This is a genomic window from Variovorax sp. OV700 (assembly GCF_900099805.1).
Lineage (GTDB): Bacteria > Pseudomonadota > Gammaproteobacteria > Burkholderiales > Burkholderiaceae_C > Variovorax.
Genome location: NZ_FNDR01000005.1, coordinates 363,046 through 379,370, shown reverse-complemented (window position 1 = coordinate 379,370; position 16,325 = coordinate 363,046). Strand labels below are relative to the sequence as shown.

At 67.7% G+C, this 16,325-nt stretch carries 14 protein-coding genes; all 14 read right to left on the bottom strand.

Translation table 11 applies throughout. The annotated features are described in order from the left end of the window. Positions 1–6 precede the first annotated feature (6 nt). On the bottom strand, positions 7–999 hold the full coding sequence (locus tag BLR24_RS14530; RefSeq protein WP_093018252.1) for a Bug family tripartite tricarboxylate transporter substrate binding protein: 993 nt from the start codon (positions 997–999) through the stop codon (positions 7–9). A gap of 17 nt (positions 1,000–1,016) precedes the next feature. Beyond that, on the bottom strand, positions 1,017–1,988 hold the full coding sequence (locus tag BLR24_RS14525; RefSeq protein ID WP_093017976.1) for a VOC family protein: 972 nt from the start codon (positions 1,986–1,988) through the stop codon (positions 1,017–1,019). A 13-nt stretch (positions 1,989–2,001) separates the two neighbouring features. After that, positions 2,002–3,477, bottom strand: a complete 1,476-nt coding sequence (locus tag BLR24_RS14520; RefSeq protein WP_093017974.1) for an aldehyde dehydrogenase — start codon at positions 3,475–3,477, stop codon at positions 2,002–2,004. 9 nt (positions 3,478–3,486) lie between these two features. After that, positions 3,487–4,281, bottom strand: a complete 795-nt coding sequence (locus BLR24_RS14515; RefSeq protein WP_093017972.1) for an aspartate dehydrogenase — start codon at positions 4,279–4,281, stop codon at positions 3,487–3,489. 4 nt (positions 4,282–4,285) lie between these two features. Next, on the bottom strand, positions 4,286–6,001 hold the full coding sequence (locus BLR24_RS14510) for a thiamine pyrophosphate-binding protein (RefSeq protein WP_093017970.1): 1,716 nt from the start codon (positions 5,999–6,001) through the stop codon (positions 4,286–4,288). After that, complete coding sequence (locus tag BLR24_RS14505) at positions 5,994–6,830, bottom strand: SDR family oxidoreductase (protein WP_217636322.1); 837 nt, start codon at positions 6,828–6,830, stop codon at positions 5,994–5,996. Before BLR24_RS14505 ends, BLR24_RS14510 begins: the two co-directional genes overlap by 8 nt. 5 nt (positions 6,831–6,835) lie before the next feature. Continuing rightward, entirely contained in the window at positions 6,836–7,672 is an 837-nt protein-coding gene (locus tag BLR24_RS14500) for an IclR family transcriptional regulator (RefSeq protein WP_093017968.1), read from the bottom strand. A gap of 42 nt (positions 7,673–7,714) precedes the next feature. Beyond that, complete coding sequence (locus BLR24_RS14495; RefSeq protein ID WP_093018248.1) at positions 7,715–8,587, bottom strand: alpha/beta fold hydrolase; 873 nt, start codon at positions 8,585–8,587, stop codon at positions 7,715–7,717. Positions 8,588–8,610: 23 nt separating this feature from the next. Next, positions 8,611–9,159 carry a cupin domain-containing protein gene (locus tag BLR24_RS14490; RefSeq protein ID WP_093017966.1) on the bottom strand — a complete coding sequence of 183 codons (549 nt, stop codon included), beginning with the start codon at positions 9,157–9,159 and terminating at the stop codon, positions 8,611–8,613. 28 nt (positions 9,160–9,187) lie between these two features. Beyond that, positions 9,188–10,003 carry an SDR family oxidoreductase gene (locus BLR24_RS14485; protein WP_093017964.1) on the bottom strand — a complete coding sequence of 272 codons (816 nt, stop codon included), beginning with the start codon at positions 10,001–10,003 and terminating at the stop codon, positions 9,188–9,190. Positions 10,004–10,021: 18 nt separating this feature from the next. Continuing rightward, entirely contained in the window at positions 10,022–11,005 is a 984-nt protein-coding gene (locus BLR24_RS14480; protein WP_093017962.1) for a Bug family tripartite tricarboxylate transporter substrate binding protein, read from the bottom strand. Positions 11,006–11,226: 221 nt separating this feature from the next. Beyond that, positions 11,227–12,486 (bottom strand): D-amino acid dehydrogenase, encoded by a 1,260-nt coding sequence (locus BLR24_RS14475; protein ID WP_093017960.1) that lies wholly within the window; start codon positions 12,484–12,486, stop codon positions 11,227–11,229. 60 nt (positions 12,487–12,546) lie between these two features. Beyond that, positions 12,547–13,578, bottom strand: coding sequence for a 2-dehydropantoate 2-reductase (locus tag BLR24_RS14470; protein ID WP_093017958.1), 1,032 nt, complete (start codon positions 13,576–13,578; stop codon positions 12,547–12,549). Next, on the bottom strand, positions 13,578–16,202 hold the full coding sequence (gene alaS / locus BLR24_RS14465) for an alanine--tRNA ligase (protein WP_093017956.1): 2,625 nt from the start codon (positions 16,200–16,202) through the stop codon (positions 13,578–13,580). Before alaS ends, BLR24_RS14470 begins: the two co-directional genes overlap by 1 nt. Between the last annotated feature and the right edge of the window lie 123 nt (positions 16,203–16,325).

The window sequence follows — 16,325 nt, the reverse complement described above, 5'->3', positions numbered from 1 at the left end:
CGCGGCTCACTCGGCCACGATGTTGCGTGCCTTGATGATCCTGGCCCACACGGCCGTTTCATCGCGGATGTGCGCCGCAAATGCGGCCGGCTTCATGGCCGCGTCGGTCATGCCTTGCGCCTTGAGGCGTTCGCGCACGTCGGGTTGGGCCAGCATGTCCGCGGCGTCTTTCGCGAGCTGTTCGACGACAGCGGGCGGCGTGCCCTTCGGCGCCAGCAGGCCGTACCACGAGGTCACTGCCACGCCCTGGATACCCTGCTCCGCCAGCGTCGGGATCTCCGGTGCAGCGGGGCTGCGCGCGGCCTCGGTCACACCCAGTGCAACGAGCTTGCCGTTCTTGATGAAGGGCATGGTCGCCGGCAGGTTGCTGAACATCAGCGGCACCGAGCCGCCGAGCACGTCGTTGAGCGCCGGTGCCGTGCCCTTGTAGGGCACGTGCAGCATGTCGATGCCGGCCTGCTGCTTGAACAGCTCGCCCGCCAGGTGCAGGCCGCTGCCCACGCCCGGCGAGGCATACGACAGCGTGCCAGGCTTGGCCTTGGCCATCGCCACCAGTTCCTTGGCGCTCTTGATGCCCGACGCGGGAGACGTCACCAGCACGTTGGGCGCCTTGGCCAGCATGGTGACCGGAACGAAGTCCTTCTCGATGTCGAACGGGAAGTTCGGCATCAACGTCGGGTTGATCGTGAGATTGCCGGCCGGCACCACGAGCAGCGTGTGGCCGTCGCCCTTGGCGCGCTTGACCTTGTCGATGCCGATGTTGCCGGCCGCGCCGACGAGGTTTTCGACCACTGCGGCCTGGCCGTAGCGCTTGGCGAGCCCGTCGGAGAGCACGCGGGCCAGCGTGTCGACCGGGCCGCCGGGCGGGAACGGCGAGACGATGGTGAAGCGGTCGCTCGATAGCTGCTTCTGTGCATCGCTCTGAGCTTGCGCGGGCGACGCGACGGCAAAGGCTGCCAGCGCGGCGAATAACAGGGAGAAGGAAAGATGTCGTTGCATGGTGGTGAAATTCAGGTTCACTTTTTCTCTGTGAGGAAAGCGCCCTTCGGTCCCTCCGCGTTCTTCTGACGGCGGGTGTTGCCATCGAGGCCCCCATCGACCGCCCATTCGGCAAAAACCGTCGGGCCCGGCTCGAATTCGCGCGGCTGCCAGTCGGCAGTGAGCTGGTCTTCGTCGGCGTAGTACTCGATCAAACCGCCGGCCGGGTTCTTGAAGTACCAGAAGTAGGCCGACGACACCGGATGACGCCCCGGGCCCAGTTGCGTTTCCCAGCCGCGGCGCGAGAAATGCAGGCCGCCGCCGAAGACTTCGTGGATGTCGCGCACGGTGAAGGCCACATGGTTGAGGCCGCGCTTGCCCGAAGGAATCTGCAGCAGGAACAGGTCGTGGTGACCGCCCTCTGCCGCGCAACGCATGAAAGCGCCGCGGTTGGGGTAGCTGTCGGACGAGACGAAGCCGAAGCGCTGCGCGTAGAAAGCGCTGGTGCCCACCACGTCATTGACGAAGAACACCACGTGACCGACTTCGATCGGCGTCGCGCGTTCGTAGATCGGCGCGGCCTGGTTGATGCGCGGCTTGGCGTTCCAGGTGTTCATGGCGCCGCAGTCGACTTCGACGGCGTGCTTGCGGCTGACCTGCAAACGAACGGCCAGGCCATTGGGGTCGATGCAGCCGATGCGGCGTGCGCCATCGACGGTGCTGTCGAAGAAGGCCGGGTCTTGCGCGATGGCGGCGGCGTAGCGGTCGAGGTCCGCATCGCTTTCCACGCCCCACACCACTTCGCGCAGCGTCGGGCCCTCTTCCATCGCGGGCGGCAGGCCAGCCTTGTCCAACGCCGCGACGACCACCTTGCAGCCGTTGAGGCACTCGAAGACGAGTTCGTCGGCCGCTTCCGATTTCAGCACGAGGCCCCAGTCCTCGAAGAAACGGCGGCAGGTGGGCAGGTCTTCTGCCCCGTAGGTGATCTGGTCGATGCCTAGAACGCTCATGGTGGTGTCCTCTTCAGTTCGCCCACGGGAGCGGTTGGTCGTTCGTGCCCCAGTACATGCTCTTCTGCTCCATGTACTGGAAGATGCCTTCGCGGCCCTTCTCGCGGCCGAGGCCACTGTCGCGCCAGCCGCCGAACGGCGTGGAGACGGAGAACTGCTTGTAGGTGTTGACCCAGACCGTGCCGGCCTGAACCGCGCGGCCGAGCTTCCAGGCGCGCTTGAAGTCGCGGCTCCAGATGCCGGCGGCGAGCGCGTAGACGCTGTCGTTGGCCTGCGCGATCAGCGATTCCTCATCGTCAAAAGGCATCGCGACGAGCACCGGGCCGAAGATTTCTTCCTGGCTGATGCGCGCGCTGTTGTCCAGGCCTTCGATGATGGTCGGCTTGTAGAAGTAGCCGTTGTCATAGTTGGCGCCGTGCGGACGCACGCCACCGGTGCGGATGCGGCCACCCTCGGACACGCCGAGGTCCACATAGCGCTCGATGCCTTCACGGTGCTTCGCGGTGATCAGCGGCCCCATCTGCGTCTGCTCCGACGCCGGGTCGCCCACGCGCAACGCGTTGGCACCTTCGGCCAGCCGCGTCAGGAACTCGTCGTAGATGCTCCGCGCCACGAACAGGCGCGAGCCCGCGATGCATGACTCGCCCGACGAACTGAAGATGCCGTACAGCACGCCGTTCACCGCATGATCGAGGTCGGCGTCGTCGAGCACCATGGTCGGCGACTTGCCGCCCAGCTCCAGCGACACCGGCATCATCTTGTCGGCCGCGATGTGCGCGATGTGTTTGCCGGTGGTGGTGCCGCCGGTGAACGAGACGCGCTTGACCAGCGGGTGCTGGGTGATCGCATCGCCGATGACCGAGCCCTTGCCCGGCAGCACGCTGACGATGCCCTTCGGCACGCCGGCCTTCTCGCAGATGCGCGCCAGCTCCAACGCCATCAGCGGCGTGACTTCGGCGGGCTTCACGACCACCGCGTTGCCGGCCGCCAGCGCGGGCGCCAGCTTCTGCGCTTCGCTCGCAATCGGCGAGTTCCACGGCGTGATGGCCGCGACCACGCCCATGGGCTCGTGCACGCTCATCGTGACGAAAGCGCCGCGCGAGGGGGTGATGGTTTCTTCGAGCGTCTCCAGCGCAGCGGCGAAGAACTGAAAAGTGGCGGCCGCGCTGGCCACGAGGTTGCGTGTTTCGTTGATCGGTTTGCCGTTGTCCAGGCGCTGCTTCTGCGCGAGCGATTCGCCTTCTTCGCGGATCAGTTGTGCCACGCGGTGCAGCACGGCCGCGCGATCATGCGGCAGGCGTTGGGCCCAGCCGCTGGTGCGGAACGCGTGGTCGGCGCGGGTGATGGCCTCCTCGACGTCGGCGAGGCTTGCGGCCTTGAGGCGCGCGATCGGCTCGCCCGTGGCGGGGTACAGGCTCTCGTACACGTCGCCGCCACCCAGACGCCATTCGCCGGCAATGCAGATCGGAAGAAGTTCGGAAGAAATCATGTGAGGCACTCAGATGGCAAGGGCCGCGGCCCGGTTGCGCAAGGCGCGCACGGCGCTGTAGACGGTGAGCGCGGAGGTCTTGGGGTTGGCCGCAAGCGGCTTGTTGCGCATGGTCAGCTCGAAGCTGCCGAAGGCGCCTTCGGCTTCGACCGTGTGGACGTTCTCGGCAACGGCAGGGTCGGCGATCAGGCGCACCAGCGTCCTGTCGAGCCCCAGGCCCGCGAGCGAGACGGTGGCCGCGACGTTGGCGTTCTTCGGATAGAGCAAGGCCGCTTCGCGCGCGCTGCCTTCGAAGATCACCGCCTGCTGCGTCAGCGCGTCGAGGTCACGCCCCTGCTCGGCCGGCGTGCCCTTCCATGCGTGCGGCGGTTTGCGGCCGGTGTAGCGCACGCTGCCAAGCCCCCCAATGCGGGCGGCGGACAGCGCGTCGATGCCGCCGATGGCGCCGGCGATCAACTGCACCTGCGTGCGGCCGGCAGCTGCGGCAGCCTCGAGCTTTTCAGCCAGGCCCGCGGCCGACAACGCGCCCACCGAGGCGACGATGCAGGGCGTGCCGCGTGCAAGCGCCGGCAGCACGTGCTCTTCGATGGCCGCATGCCCGGCCGTCTCGACCACGAGGTCGATGCCGGTGACGGGCACGCTGCTGCCGACCTTCACGCCCGGCACCAGCGCCTGCGCCGCGGTCACGCCTTCGGCCGGCACGACGATGGCCACCACTGCCAGCGCGGCATCGTCCTCGAGCAGTTCGAGCACCGAAGTGCCGATGGCACCGCAGCCGATGAGTGCAATACGCAAGACGGTCATGTGGTCACTCCACCGACGCGGCAGCCTTGCCGAGCGCCGGAATCCGGGTCACGGTGTTGGTCGGCGGGCCGGCGAATGCGCTCTTGAATTCGCCGATCGAGAGCATGTCGATCTCGAGCAGGAACGGGCCCTTCTTCGCCAGCGCTTCGCCCAGCTTCGCCTTCAGTTCTTCGATGCGTTGCACGCGGGCATGCGGCAGGGCCAGCGAAGCGCACAGCATTGCGTAGTCGGGCGTGTGCAGGTCGGCATAGCAGCGGCGGCCGCCGTACTGCGCGTCCTGGATGTTCTTGATGACGCCATAGCCCTTGTCGTTCATCAGCACGATCACCATGTCGGCCTCTTCCTGAACGGCCGTCGCGAGTTCTCCCAGGTTCAGGATGAATCCGCCATCGCCGGCCAGGCAGAAGGTCTTGCGGCCCGAGCCGGTTTCCGCCGCGCCGATGGCCGCGCCGATGGCCATCGGCATGCCCTGCCCGATGCCGCCGCCGGTGGCATGCACGCCCGCGCTGGGTTCGAAGATGCGCAGCTCGCGGTTGCCCCAGGTGCTGTTCGACACCGTGACGTCTCGCACCCAGTTGAAGCTGCGGCCGGCTGCCGCCTGCAGTTCTTTCACGAGCGCGGCGTAGGGGCCGAGGCCGTCGGACAGCGAGGCGACGGCCTGCTCGTGCGCGGCGCGCAGCTCGGCGAGCAGCGCCGGGTCAGCGCTGTACTTCGCGGCTTCGAGGCGGTCGGCCAGGCCTTCGAGGGCCAGCGCGGAATCGCCGCAGACGAACAGATCGGTGGCGTAGCCACGGCCCTCGGCAGCGGCATCGGCGTCGATGCGCAGCAGCGGGCGCGGCAGCTTCAGTTCGTACTTGAGCGTTTCGTTGCCACGCAGGCGCGAGCCGACGACCAGCATCGCGTCGCAGCGCTGGTACAGCGCCTCGACCGGCTTGTGGATGTTGTAGGAGCCAAGCGAGCCGGCGTCGTCCTCGGGCACCGTGCCGCGGCCTTGCGTGGTGGTGACCACGCCGAAGCCGAGCTTCTGCAGGCGCTTTATCGCGGCACCGGCATGGCGCGCGCCGCCGCCGACCCACAGCATCGGGCGCCTGGCAGCTGCCAGCCGAGCGGCCAGCGCGTCGAGCGAAGCGGCGGAAGGCACGGGCCGCTCGATGGGCAGCGGCGACAGGTCGGCCGGCATGGTCGTGAGCGCCGACTGAATGTCGATCGGGATCTCCACGCTGACCGGGCCGGTCGGCGCGGTCAATGCGAGCTGAACCGCGCGCTTGAGCGTGCCGAGCACCGTCTCCACGCTGCGCACCCGCAGGGCCGCCTTCGACACCGCCTTGAGCATGGTGAGCTGGTCGGGTGCCTCGTGGATGTACGACATGCCCTTGTCGAGATATGGCGTCTCGATCTGGCCCGTGATGTGCAAGAGCGGCGCGCCGGCCGTCAGCGCCTCGACCATGCTGCCTGCGATGTTGCCGGCGGCCGGGCCGGTGCTGGTGAGGCACACGCCCAGGCTGGCCGTGGAACGCGCATAGGCGTCGGCCATGTTGCCCGCACCGGCCTCGCCGCGCGCCGGCACGAAGCGGATCGCGCCGCGTTGCGCGAAAGCATCGAGGATGGGCATGTTGTGGATCGAGATGACACCGAAGGCTGCCTTGACGCCGCACTGTTCGAGGAATGCGGCGACGACGGCGCCGACGGTGACTGTGTTGTTGTTCATGGGGTTATGCATGGCGCGAAAGGCCTCCGGAAATGTCGATATGGCTGCCGGTCGTGTACGAGGCGAGCGGTGAAGCCAGGAAAAGGATCGCGCGCGCGGCTTCGCTCGGAAGCCCCAGTCGACCCAGCGGGATGTGTTTGTTCTTCGCGAGCTGGCCGCTCCAGGCGGCCCAGTCCAGCGACTTGTCTTCGCGCGCCTCGAAGCGGCGGCGCCATTGGCCCGACTCGACCAGGCCGATGAGGATGCCGTTGACGCGCACGCCCTGCGCCGCGAACTCTGTGGCCATCGAACGCACCAGGTTCAAGAGACCGGCGCGCGCGGCCGAGGTGGCGACCATGTGCGGCTCGGGCTGGCGTGCCAGCAGCGAGTTGGCGCAGACGATCGCGGCATCACCGAGCACGGTGCGCTGCGCCGTGAGCTGCGGCAGGAAGGCGCGCGTGGGGTTGATGACGGAGAAGAACTTCAGGTTGAGCTCTTCGGTCCAGGCCGCGTCGTCGGTGTCGGCGAAGGTGGAGACACGGCCCTGCCCCGCGTTGTTCACGAGCATCGAGGCCGGGCCGAGCGCAGCTTCGCTCGCGGCGGCGAAGGCGCGGACCGAGCCGGCATCGAGCACGTCGCAGGGCTGCGCGAACAGCCTGCCGTGCGGGTGCTTCTCGCGCAGGCCGGCTACCGCGGCGTCGAGCCGCTCGGCGTTGCGGCCGCACAGCGCGACGGATGCGCCACTCGCGAGCAGCAGTTCGACGGTCGCGAGGCCGATGCCGGAGGAGCCGCCCGTGACCACGGCCACGCGGCCCGCCAACGCATCGGCGGCAAAGAAGGAAGGTGCTGCCTGCATCGTCATGACCGTCATGCGCTGCGAAGCGGCACCACCTTGTTGGCGCGTGCGGGCGAATAGTTCAGCAGGCCCGAGATCTCTTCCGCGGTGCTGCGCACGCGCAGCACCATCTCGTCCATGCGGTTCTCTTCGATGTGGCCCGAGGTGATGGTGGCGCCCAGCGCTGCCACGATGTGGCCGCTGTGGTCGCGCACCGGCGCCGCGATGCTGGAGATGTTCGATTCGAAGAAGCCCTCGCCCAGCACATAGCCGCGGCTGCGGTCGGCCTGGACCATGTCGAACAGTTCGCTCACGGTCTTGGGCGTGCTCGGCGAGAAGGTCTCGAGCTTGTCCTCCGGATAGAGCGCGCGCAGCTGCGGCAGCGTGAGGTCTTCGAGCAGCACGCGGCCGAGCACGGTGGCATGGGCCGGCAGGCGCGTGCCCACGGTGACCGAGCTGGCGAAGGGCGTGGGCGGCGCCACCTTGGCCACATAGACGATGGAGCGGCCGTCGCGCACCACCAGGTTACATGGCGTGCGCAGCTCGTCGCACAGGCGGTTGAGTAGCGGCGTGCCCAGCTGGGTGAGTTCCAGCGAAGCCAGGTATTCGAAGCCGAGGCGGAGCACCGCAAGGCCCAGGCGGTAGTCGCGCCCGCCTTCGGCTCGCTCGAGAAAGCCCATGTTCTCCAGCGTGGTGAGAAGCCGGAACACGGTCGAGCGCGGCAGGTCGAAGCGGCGCGCCAGTTCGGGCGCCGAGAGCGTGCGGCTCTCGCGGCTGAACTCGCAGAGCACGCGCAGGCCGCGCTCGAGCGCCGGCACGTTGTAGCGGTCGCCGCCTTCTTCCATCGTCTCGTTGTCGTTGGTGGCCATGGTGGTTCGTTTTTCCCGTTGGTTGTCTTGTCGTGTCTTCTATCAGGCGGCCAGCACTTCGCGCAGCAGTGCGGCCACGGCTTGCGGCTGCTCCACGTAGCTGGCGTGTCCGGCGTCGGCAATCGGTTCGAGCGGCACGCCGCACCGGCGCGCGACTTCGGCGCAGGCTTCGGGCGTGGTGACGGCATCGAGCGAGCCGCAGGCCACGCGCACCGGCATGGCGGGCGGCAGGTCGGCCATCAGGTCGGCATTGCACAGCAGCTCGACGGCCTGGCGCAAGCCGCCATCGTTCAGCCGCGCCATGTTCCAGCGCACCCACTGGCGCGCGAGTTCGCTGGCGCCGTCGGACACCAGGCGTCCCGAGCGCCTGGCGGCCATGCCGGCAATGCCGAGTTCGTCGAGCGTGGCGAGCCGTTCGGCACGCACCTTGGCGCGGGCCTGCGCGCGTGATGGTGCGCCGTAGCCGGCGGCCGGGCTGATCAGCACCAGGCGGTGGATGCGCGAGGCCAAAGCCGAATCCTTGCGCGCCGCGGACGCGGCAACGAGCGCGCCGAGCGAATGCCCCACCAGCACGCAGGACGTCACGTCGAGCGCATCGAGCATGGCGTGCAGCCGCTGCGCATAGTCCAACGCAGAGGGCGCGGCGGGTACAAGCGGCGTCGAGGCACCGTAGCCCGGTGCGTCCCACGCGATCACGCGGGCCCGGTGCGAGAGCAGCAAGGCGACGTTGAGCCACGAAGCCGCGCCGGAGCCGATGCCGTGCAAGCAGACGACGGCCGGCCCCGTGCCGCGCTCGCGCACCGACACCACGGCACCGTTGCCAACCGGCACGGAGCGCGCCGGAAAGCGGGTCTCCAGCAATGCCAACTCGGAAGCGGGCAAGCTTGGCGCGTCGGTGGCGATGGCATCGTTCATGGCGTCATTCATGGCGGCTTGCTTCAGCGCTTGATGCGGGCCAGCGGGTGATCGGCCGGGTACGTCGGCGTCACGGGCTTCCTGGCGCCGAGCATCACGCACATCAGCGCGTCTTCGTCGCCGATGTTGATTTCTTCGCGGTACACGCCGGGCGGCACCGAGATCAGGTCGCGGTCGGTCATGATGGTTTCGAAGCGCTCGCCGTCTTTCTCGATCACGACCTTGAGCTTGCCGCGGATCAGGAAGAACACTTCTTCCACGTCGGTGTGCAGGTGCGGCGGGCCCTCATGCCCGGCCGGAATCACCATGGTCGAGAAGGTGAAATGCTCCGCAGGCACGGTGTTGACGTCCTTCGCAACGCCGGTGCCGCCGGTGCCCACATAGCGCATCTGCGCGCGGCGGAACTTGGGGTCGAGGTCGGCCTGAAACTTCAGCGCATCCCAGTCGTACTTACGGGTTTCGTAGCGCGCGATGCGGGTGTTCATCCACTCGGCAAGGCTGCTGCCCTCGGGCTGCGCCAGGCTGTTGCCGGGGGCATCGGTGATCTTCTGTTGTTCGGACAAATCGCTCATAGTGTTCACTCCATTCGTCGGAAAAATTTCAGTGCATCGCAAAGCCGCCGTTCACGGCCAGCATCTGGCCGGTCACGAAGCGTGCAAGGCCGGAAAGCAGGTACAGCGCGGCGCCGCAGACGTCGGCGGCCTGCTGCTCTCGCGGTATGGCCCGGCCTTCGAGGTACTTCTGGTGGCGCGCCATCGGCACGTATTCGGTAGCCTCGACCAGCGTGAGGCCGGGCGCGACGGCATTGACCGTGATGTTGTCGCCGCCCCATTCGCGCGCCAGCGAGCGCGTCATGGAAACGACGGCGCCTTTGCTCGACGCATAGGCCAGCAGGTTGGGTGCGCCCCACAGCGCGGTATCCGACGCGAGGTTGACGATCGCGCCGCGGCCGCTGGCTGCGAGTGCGGGCTGGCAGGCCCGGCTCATGAGCCAGGTGCCGCGCACGTTGACGTTCATCACGCGATCCCAGGTGTCGATCTCGAGTTGGTGCGCGTCGCGTCCGCCCGAGTTGGTGATGGCCGCGTTGTTGACGAGGCCGTCGAGCCCGCCGAGCAGGCGGACCGCCTCGGCGGCGCCGGCATCGATGGAGGCCGGCTCCGACAGGTCGACCGCCAGGGCATGGGCTTGGTGGCCCGCGTCGCGCAGCGCCTTGGCTTCAATCTCGGCCGGCTCGCCGAGGATGTCGGCCAGCACCACGCTCGCGCCCGCCGCGGCGATGCACTGCGCAAAGGCAAGCCCCAGCCCGCGCGCGCCGCCGGTCACGAGGATGCGGCGGCCCGCCAGCAGATTGGCGGGCAGCTCGGCCAGCAAGGCCTGCAGGCTCGAGGGATCGGGAACGGCTTTGAGGTCGGTCATATGCGTTCAGTCGTGCGTTCAGTCGGCCTGGATGCCGAGTTCCTTGATGACCTTGCCGAAACGCTCGAAGTCCGCGGCGTTGATCTTGCCCAGCGCGTCGGCGCGGCCACCCACCGGCACGGTGCCGAGAACGGCCATGCGCGAGACGATGTCGGGCATCTTCAGGATTTCGTTGAAGTGGCCGTTGAGCGTCTTGACGATCTCGGGCGGCAGGTTGCGCGGACCCCAGAGGCCGTTCCAGGCCGTGACTTCCACGTCCTTGTAGCCGAGCTCCAGCAGCGTCGGCACCTTGGGTGCGAGCGGAGAACGCTCGCGCGACGCGACCGCCAGCGGCAGCATCTTGCCGTTGGCGAAGTACGGCGCCACCGGGCCCAGCGTGATGAAGGTGGCAGGCACATGGCCGCCCAGCACGTCGTTGACCGCCGGCGCCACGCCCTTGTACGGCACGTGCGCGAGATTCACGCCCGCGGCGCGATTGAACATTTCGCCCAGGATGTGCATTGGCGAGCCGCTGCCCGGGCTCGCATAGGTGAGCGGCTTGCCGCCCTTGGCCGCGCCCACCAGGTCTTTCAGGGTTGCCAAGCCGCTGGCGCTGCCCGCCACCAGGAAGAGCGGCAGGCTGCCGGTCTGCACGATGGGGGTGAAGCCGTTCAGCACGTCGTAGCCCGAGGCGCCGCCCGACTTGAGCACCAGCTGCGCGATCGAGAAGGTGCTGGGCGCGAGCAGCAGCGTATGGCCATCGGGCGGCGCCTTCGACACGTAGGCGCTGCCGATGATGCCGCTGGCGCCGGGACGGTTGTCGACCACCACGGGCTGGCCCACGCGTGCGGCCAGCTTTTCGGCAAAGAGCCGCGCAAGCGCGTCGGTATCGCCGCCGGCCGGATAGGCGACGACCAGTGTGATGGGCTTGCTCGGGTAGCCGTTGGCCCAGGCGAACCCTGCGGCACAGGCAGAGCCCAGGGCGACGGCGGCGGCGATAGCGCGGCGGCGGGTGGATTTCATGAGCTTCGTGGGTTTGGATCGTATGTTTCACTAATGAAACGACGATTTATTAATGGAACGAGACGAAGAATACCGAGTACGACTAACTTCGTCAATCTAGGTATGAACCCTTAGAGCAGGCGCACGCAGCCCTGCCTCCCGCCTGTTGGCGGTGGTTCTCGGTTTCCCGGTTTGCGTCCGTTCGGACTTCGGGGCCCGGCCCCGAGTGCAGCGCTGCCCGATCAGTGCGCGCCGTAGCGCGCGACCGTCAGGCCTTCCATGTCGATTGCGGGCTGCCTGCCGTCGATCAAATCGGCCATCACGCGGCCGGTGCCCGCCGCCATGGTCCAGCCGAGCGTGCCGTGGCCGGTGCTCAGCATCAGGTTGGGAATGCGCGTAGCGCCGATCACCGGCGTGCCGTCGGGGGTCATGGGACGCAGGCCGGTCCAGAAGGACGCCTCTCGCACATCGCCGCCCTTCGGAAAGAGATCGGTCACGACATGCTCGAGCGTGTCGCGCCGCCCGGCATCGAGCGCCAGGTCGAAGCCCGAGAGCTGCGCCGTGCCGCCCACCCGGATGCGGTCGCCAAGCCGCGTGACGGCCACCTTGAAGGTCTCGTCCATCACGGTGGATTCAGGCGCGCCGCTGGCATCGGAAATGGGCACCGTGATCGAGAAGCCCTTGACCGGATACACCGGCAGGTCGATGCCCAGCGGCTTGACCATGGCCGGCGAGTAGCTGCCCAGCGCCACCACGTAGCGGTCTGCGGTGAAGCTGCCGGCATCGGTTCTCACGGCGGTGACGCCGCCGGCACCGTGCTCGATGGCCTGAATGCCCACGCCGAAGCGGAACTTGGCGCCGGCCGCCTCGGCCAGCGTGGCCAGTGCCTGCGTGAACTTGAAGCAATCGCCAGTCTCGTCGCCGGGCAGGCGCAGGCCGCCGACGAACTTGCTCTTCACCCGCGCGAGCGCGGGCTCGTACTGCACGCAGCCTTCCCGGTCGAGCACCTGGTAGGGCACACCGGAGGCCTGGAGCACTTCGACGTCCTTGGCAATACCGTCGAGCTGCTTCTGGGTTCGAAAGAGCTGCAGCGTGCCCAGCGCGCGTTCGTCATACCGGATGCCGGTGTCGGCGCGCAGCGCCTTCAGGCAATCGCGGCTGTATTCGGCGAGCCGCACCATTCGGCCCTTGTTGAGCTCGTAGCGCGCCTGCGTGCAGTTGCACAGCATCGACAGACCCCAGCGCCACATGGCCGGATCGAGCATGGGCTTGATCACCAGCGGGCTGTGCTGCATTAGCATCCACTTGATGGCCTTGAGCGGCACGCCGGGCCCGGCCCATGGCGCGGAGTAGCCGGGCGACACCTCGCCCGCATTGCCGAAGCTCGTTTCGAGCGCGGGCGCCGGCTGGCGCTCGAGCACCGTCACGTCGTGGCCCGCACGCGCCAGGTAGTACGCCACCGAGGTGCCGATGACACCGCTGCCCAGGATCAGAACCTGCATGAGAACAACCCCTTGAAAGCCACAAGCAACAATGGCCCCGAGGGTACAGGTTCCCTCGCGCTACAGGCCGAGAGCTTCTTGCAATTGCCGTGCCGTCCAGCGCCTGGGCTCGCGCGGCCAGTCTTCGAGCAGCGCGAACATTCTTGCGTTGCGCGGCGCATCCAGGTCATGGTCTCGCGCAAGCCGCACGACTTCGCCGCTGAGCGCATCGATCTCGGTGCGGCGTCCGAGCGCCAGGTCGTCCGCCATGCTGGAACGGGCTTTGGCGTCGATGCGCAGCATGCGCGCCGCGACGATGCGAAACAGCCAGTCGGGCAGCCGCAGCACCGCGGACAGGCGCTGCGCCGGCACCGCGGCCACCTGTGCCGGCGCGATGCCGGCACGGCCGAGCACGCCCAGCGCCTCGTCGATCAGCGCGGCAAAGCAGCGCCGGTAGCCGCGCTGCAGCAGTTCTTCGCGCAGCGGCAGGCCAGACAACGCGTTGACGGGGTTGTTGAGATTGAGCAGCAGCTTGCCCCATTGCACCGGCAGCAGGTCGGCGTACAGGTCGAGCGGGATGCCCGCGCGCTCGAAGACCGGCAGCCAGGGCCGCAGTGCGGCGTCGTCCTTGGCGGCCAGCCGTCCGGCCGTGCCCCGGTGAAAGGCACCCGGTCCGATCTCGGCCACGTTGTACGGCACCATGCCCGGCAGTACGCTGAGCGTGGGCCCCGCCTGCGAGGCCGCGGCACAGTTGGAAATGCCGTTCTGGAACGAGACCACCGTGGTGCCCGCGGGCAATGCAAAGGCCAGCTCGGCGGCCGCCTCCGCCGTGGCCCCGCTCTTCACACACAGGAGCACCAAGGCCGGCGTGGCGCCCACCGGCACCTGCTCGCTCAGCCGCAAGCTGGAAGGCGGCAGGCGATGCGCACCGCCTTCGAGGTCGCTCAGCGCGAGGCCATGCTCCGCAAGGCTGCGCAGCACACGCGGCCGGCCGATGAAGGTGACCGGAACACCCGCTGCCGCCAGGCTGCCGCCGATGAAGCAACCGATGGTGCCCGCCCCCATCACCAGCACTTCGCCGGGAGGGTGGCCGAGCACCTCGGTGGCGGCCATCAGGTGCGTTCCGCCACCCAGGCTTGCACCGATCGGAGTGCGGCCGGCACGCCCGCGGGGTCGGTACCGCCGGCCATGGCCATGTCGGCCTTGCCGCCGCCCTTGCCGCCCACCTGTTGCGCGACGAAGTTGACCAGCTCGCCCGCCTTGACCTTGCCCACCGTGTCGCTCGTGACGCCCGCAGCCACCTGCACCTTGGCGCCGTCGACCGCGGCCAACACGACCACGGCCGTCTTGAGCTTGTCCTTGAGTTTGTCCATGGTGTCGCGCAGCGTCTTCGCGTCGGCGCCGTCGAGCTTGGCGGCCAGCACCTTGATGCCGTTGACGTCGATGGCCTGCGCCAGGAGTTCGTCGCCCTTCGACGACGCGAGCTTGCCCTTGAGCGAACCCACTTCGCGCTCCAGCGCCCTCACCTGCTCCAGCACCTGCGTGAGCCGACCCTGCAGCTCGGCGGCCGGCGACTTGAGCGTGGCGGCCACGCTTTGCACGGTGGCTTCGAGGTCTTGCAGGTAGCTGAGCGCGTTGGCGCCCGTGACGGCTTCGATGCGGCGCACGCCGGCGGCCACGCCGCCTTCGCTCACGATCTTGAACAGGCCGATGTCGCCGGTGCGGCCCACGTGGGTGCCGCCGCAGAGTTCGCGGCTGGTGCCGATGTCGAGCACTCGCACGCTCTCGCCGTACTTTTCGCCGAACAGCATCATGGCGCCGGTCTTCTGGGCCGACTCCATGTCCATCACGCGGGCGTGCGTCTCGGTGTTGGCAAGAATCTCGGCGTTCACGCGCTTTTCGATCTCGAGGATCTGGTCATGCGTGACGGGTGCGTTGTGCGCGAAGTCGAAGCGCGTCTTGTCGGCATCGACCAGCGAGCCCTTCTGCTGCACGTGGCCGCCCAGCACTTCGCGCAGGGCCTTGTGCATCAGGTGGGTGACCGAGTGGTTGCGCATGGTGGCGTCGCGGCGCGCGGTGTCGACCGCGGCCTTGACGGTGTCGCCCACTTTCAGCGTGCCCTGCGTCTGCGTGCCGTGGTGGCCGAACACGTCGGCCTTGATCTTCTGCGTGTCTTCCACGCCGAACTGCACGCCTTCGGCCACCAGCACGCCCTGGTCGCCCACCTGGCCGCCGCTCTCCGAATAGAACGGCGTGGTGTCGAGCACGACGATGCCGGGCTGGCCTTCTTTCAGCTCCTGCACGGCGGCGCCTTCGAAGTAAAGCGCCACGACCTTGGCACTTTCTTCGAGGTGTTCATAGCCCGTGAAGACGTTGCCCGCGCCGCCGTATTCGACGTTGCGGTCCATCTTGAATTTGCCTGCTGCGCGGCCCGCGGCCTTCTGCTTTTCCATGGCGGCGGTGAAGCCGGCTTCATCGACGCTCACGCCGCGCTCGCGGCAGACGTCGGCCGACAGGTCGAGCGGAAAGCCGTAGGTGTCGTGCAGCTTGAACGCGACCTCGCCCGGCAGCGTCTTGGCATTGCCGGCCAGGGCCGCATCCAGAATTTCCATGCCGTTGGCCAGCGTTTCGAAGAAGCGTTCTTCCTCGGCCTTCAGCGTGTCGATGATGCGTTTTTCATCGGCCACGAGCTTGGGGTAAGCATCACCCATGAGCTTCACGAGGTCGGGCACCAGCTTGTGGAAGAACGGCTTCTTCTGGCCCAGCTTGTAGCCGTGGCGGATGGCGCGGCGCACGATGCGGCGCTGAACGTAGCCGCGGCCTTCGTTCGACGGAATGACGCCGTCGGCCACCAGGAAGGATGTGGCGCGAATGTGGTCGGCAATCACGCGCAGCGAGTTGTTGCCCAGATCCTTCTCGCCGGTTTCGCGCGACGCGGCCTTGATGAGCGCGTCGAAAATGTCGATCTCGTAGTTGCTGTGCACGTGCTGCAGGATGGCGGCCAGCCGCTCCAGGCCCATGCCGGTGTCGACGCAGGGGGCGGGCAGCTTCTTGACCGAGCCATCAGGCTGCATGTCGAACTGCATGAACACGTTGTTCCAGATCTCGATGTAGCGGTCGCCGTCTTCATCGGGGCTGCCCGGCGGGCCGCCGGGGATCTCGGGGCCGTGGTCGTAGAAGATTTCGGAGCACGGGCCGCACGGGCCCGTGTCGGCCATCATCCAGAAGTTGTCGGACATGTAGCGGCCGCCCTTGTTGTCGCCGATGCGCACCACGCGCTCCGGCGGCAGGCCGATTTCCTTGGTCCAGATGTCGTAGGCCTCGTCGTCCTCGATGTAGACCGTGGCCCAGAGTTTTTCAGCCGGCAGCTTGTAGACCTCGGTCAGCAGTTCGAAGGCCCACTTGAGCGATTCGCGCTTGAAGTAGTCGCCAAAGCTCCAGTTGCCCAGCATCTCGAAGAAGGTGTGGTGGCGCGCGGTGTAGCCCACGTTCTCCAGGTCGTTGTGCTTGCCACCGGCGCGCAGGCACGCCTGGACCGAGGCGGCACGAACGTAGGGGCGCTTGTCTTCGCCCAGGAACACGTCCTTGAACTGCACCATGCCCGAGTTGGTGAACATGAGCGTGGGATCGTTGCCCGGTACCAGCGAGCTGGAGGCCACCACCGTGTGGCCCTTGGAAGCGAAGAAATCGAGAAAGGTCTTGCGAATATCCGCGACCGTGAATGTGGGCTGGCTCATCTTTGGATTTCGTCTGCTGTCGAGGGCGGCCTGGCGATGGCGACCCTCTCGTCGAAACCACGGCGTCGAACCGACCTGACTGCTTGATTTGCTTGAACAAACGATTATAGGTTTGGCTACCGG

What these genes read in the sequence shown, in the direction of transcription:
- BLR24_RS14510 (WP_093017970.1), bottom strand. Translation starts at nt 6,001, where the DNA reads ATGCATAACCCCATGAACAACAACACAGTCACCGTCGGCGCCGTCGTC.
- BLR24_RS14515 (WP_093017972.1), bottom strand. Translation starts at nt 4,281, where the DNA reads ATGACCGTCTTGCGTATTGCACTCATCGGCTGCGGTGCCATCGGCACT.
- BLR24_RS14490 (WP_093017966.1), bottom strand. Translation starts at nt 9,159, where the DNA reads ATGAGCGATTTGTCCGAACAACAGAAGATCACCGATGCCCCCGGCAAC.
- alaS (WP_093017956.1), bottom strand. Translation starts at nt 16,202, where the DNA reads ATGAGCCAGCCCACATTCACGGTCGCGGATATTCGCAAGACCTTTCTC.
- BLR24_RS14500 (WP_093017968.1), bottom strand. Translation starts at nt 7,672, where the DNA reads ATGGCCACCAACGACAACGAGACGATGGAAGAAGGCGGCGACCGCTAC.
- BLR24_RS14530 (WP_093018252.1), bottom strand. Translation starts at nt 999, where the DNA reads ATGCAACGACATCTTTCCTTCTCCCTGTTATTCGCCGCGCTGGCAGCC.
- BLR24_RS14495 (WP_093018248.1), bottom strand. Translation starts at nt 8,587, where the DNA reads ATGAACGATGCCATCGCCACCGACGCGCCAAGCTTGCCCGCTTCCGAG.
- BLR24_RS14505 (WP_217636322.1), bottom strand. Translation starts at nt 6,830, where the DNA reads ATGACGATGCAGGCAGCACCTTCCTTCTTTGCCGCCGATGCGTTGGCG.
- BLR24_RS14480 (WP_093017962.1), bottom strand. Translation starts at nt 11,005, where the DNA reads ATGAAATCCACCCGCCGCCGCGCTATCGCCGCCGCCGTCGCCCTGGGC.
- BLR24_RS14470 (WP_093017958.1), bottom strand. Translation starts at nt 13,578, where the DNA reads ATGGCCGCCACCGAGGTGCTCGGCCACCCTCCCGGCGAAGTGCTGGTG.
- BLR24_RS14525 (WP_093017976.1), bottom strand. Translation starts at nt 1,988, where the DNA reads ATGAGCGTTCTAGGCATCGACCAGATCACCTACGGGGCAGAAGACCTG.
- BLR24_RS14475 (WP_093017960.1), bottom strand. Translation starts at nt 12,486, where the DNA reads ATGCAGGTTCTGATCCTGGGCAGCGGTGTCATCGGCACCTCGGTGGCG.
- BLR24_RS14520 (WP_093017974.1), bottom strand. Translation starts at nt 3,477, where the DNA reads ATGATTTCTTCCGAACTTCTTCCGATCTGCATTGCCGGCGAATGGCGT.
- BLR24_RS14485 (WP_093017964.1), bottom strand. Translation starts at nt 10,003, where the DNA reads ATGACCGACCTCAAAGCCGTTCCCGATCCCTCGAGCCTGCAGGCCTTG.